This is a genomic window from Limnohabitans sp. 2KL-17 (assembly GCF_003063415.1).
Taxonomy (GTDB): domain Bacteria; phylum Pseudomonadota; class Gammaproteobacteria; order Burkholderiales; family Burkholderiaceae_C; genus Limnohabitans_A.
This window is the reverse complement of the sequence record NZ_NESK01000065.1, coordinates 1-1999: the sequence shown is the minus strand read 5'-3', so window position 1 is coordinate 1999 and position 1999 is coordinate 1. Positions and strand designations below refer to the sequence as shown.

At 60.5% G+C, this 1999-nt stretch carries 1 protein-coding gene; it reads left to right on the top strand.

Annotated elements, in window-relative coordinates; all coding sequences use genetic code 11:
- Window positions 1-1999 (top strand): beta strand repeat-containing protein (locus B9Z45_RS16530; RefSeq protein ID WP_370445856.1); only part of this gene is annotated, 1999 nt, incomplete at both ends.

Sequence of the window (1999 nt, the reverse complement as noted above, 5' to 3'; positions counted from 1 at the left end):
ACCCGTCACCCTCAAGCCCATCGACACCACAGCAACCACGCCCGTGATCACCGCTGTTGCCGATTCCAACGCCGCCACAGCCAACACCTTCGACCAAGGCTTCACCGTCACCGCAGGCTCTGTCGTTGCCGTCAAAGTCGGCACCTCTGATGTCACCAACTCCTTCACCAAGACCACCGCCAACGGCCTAGACACCTACACAGCCATCGCTAACGCTTTCACAGGCTCAGAGAGCGTCACCGTCAACGCCACCCTCACCGACGCCGCCGGCAACACCGGCACGGCAGCACCCGTCACCCTCAAACCCATCGACACCACAGCAACCACGCCCGTGATCACCGCTGTTGCCGACTCCAACGCCGCCACAGCCAACACCTTCGACCAAGGCTTCACCGTCACCGCAGGCTCTGTCGTTATCGTCAAAGTCGGCACCTCTGATGTCACCAACTCCTTCACCAAGACCACCGCCAACGGCCTAGACACCTACACAGCCATCGCTAACGCATTCACAGGCTCAGAGAGCGTCACCGTCAACGCCACCCTCACCGACGCCGCCGGCAACATCGCCACGGCAGCACCCGTCACCCTCAAGCCCATCGACACCACAGCAACCACGCCCGTGATCACCGCTGTTGCCGATTCCAACGCCGCCACAGCCAACACCTTCGACCAAGGCTTCACCGTCACCGCAGGCTCTGTCGTTATCGTCAAAGTCGGCACCTCTGATGTCACCAACTCCTTCACCAAGACCACCGCCAACGGCCTAGACACCTACACAGCCATCGCTAACGCATTCACAGGCTCAGAGAGCGTCACCGTCAACGCCACCCTCACCGACGCCGCCGGCAACATCGCCACGGCAGCACCCGTCACCCTCAAGCCCATCGACACCACAGCAACCACGACCGTGATCACCGCTGTTGCCGATTCCAACGCCGCCACAGCCAACACCTTCGACCAAGGCTTCACCGTCACCGCAGGCTCTGTCGTTATCGTCAAAGTCGGCACCTCTGATGTCACCAACTCCTTCACCAAGACCACGGCCAACGGCCTAGACACCTACACAGCCATCGCTAACGCATTCACAGGCTCAGAGAGCGTCACCGTCAACGCCACCCTCACCGACGCCGCCGGCAACATCGGCACGGCTACGCTCAACCTCAAGCCCATCGACACCACCAACCCAGCTCCCGTGATCACCGAGCTGGCCAACGACCTGGACGCCACCACCTTGAAGGGCTTCAGCGTGGACGAAGGCTCAGTGGTTGAGGTGCGCGTAGGCTCATCAGCCACTGCCTTGACAGCCGAACAACTGGCCGGAAGCTTTTTTAAGTTCACAGCCAACGGCAAGGACACCTACATCGCCGCCTCAGGCGCGATAAAAAACACCTTGACCATCAACGCCACGCTGACCGACAAGGCCGGCAACACTGGCAGCGCCACCCAAACCACAACCAAGGTGGTTGCCAACAGCACATTCGAGATCGTGGCACCGCCCGACAGCGACGCCCTCCCAGGCAACAACTACAGCCAAAGCTTCAGCGTCGAGCCAGGCGCTACGGTCACAGTCAAGATCAATGGAACCCCCATCACGCCTATCGAGGACTTCTTTACTAAAACCACAGTAAGTGGGCGCGATGTTTACACCGCCAAACCCGATGCTTTCAATGGCACCGAAAGTCCCATCACGGTTGAGGCCACAAAAAACATCAACGGCTCCACAGTCAGCGCCAAAGCCGTCACCCTCAATACCATTGACACGACAGCAGCGGCAGCCCCCACACTGACTCTGGCACAAGACAGCGGCATCAATGGCGACGGCATCACCCAAAACGGCCTGATCAACGTCACCGGCCTGGAAGCCGGCGCCATTTGGGAATACAGCCTGGACGGCGTCACCTGGACCACCGGCACAGGCTCCAGCTTCACAGCCACTGGCGATGGCACCAAAAGCGTGCAAGTGCGCCAGATCGACAAGGCTGGCAACGCCAGCACCCCC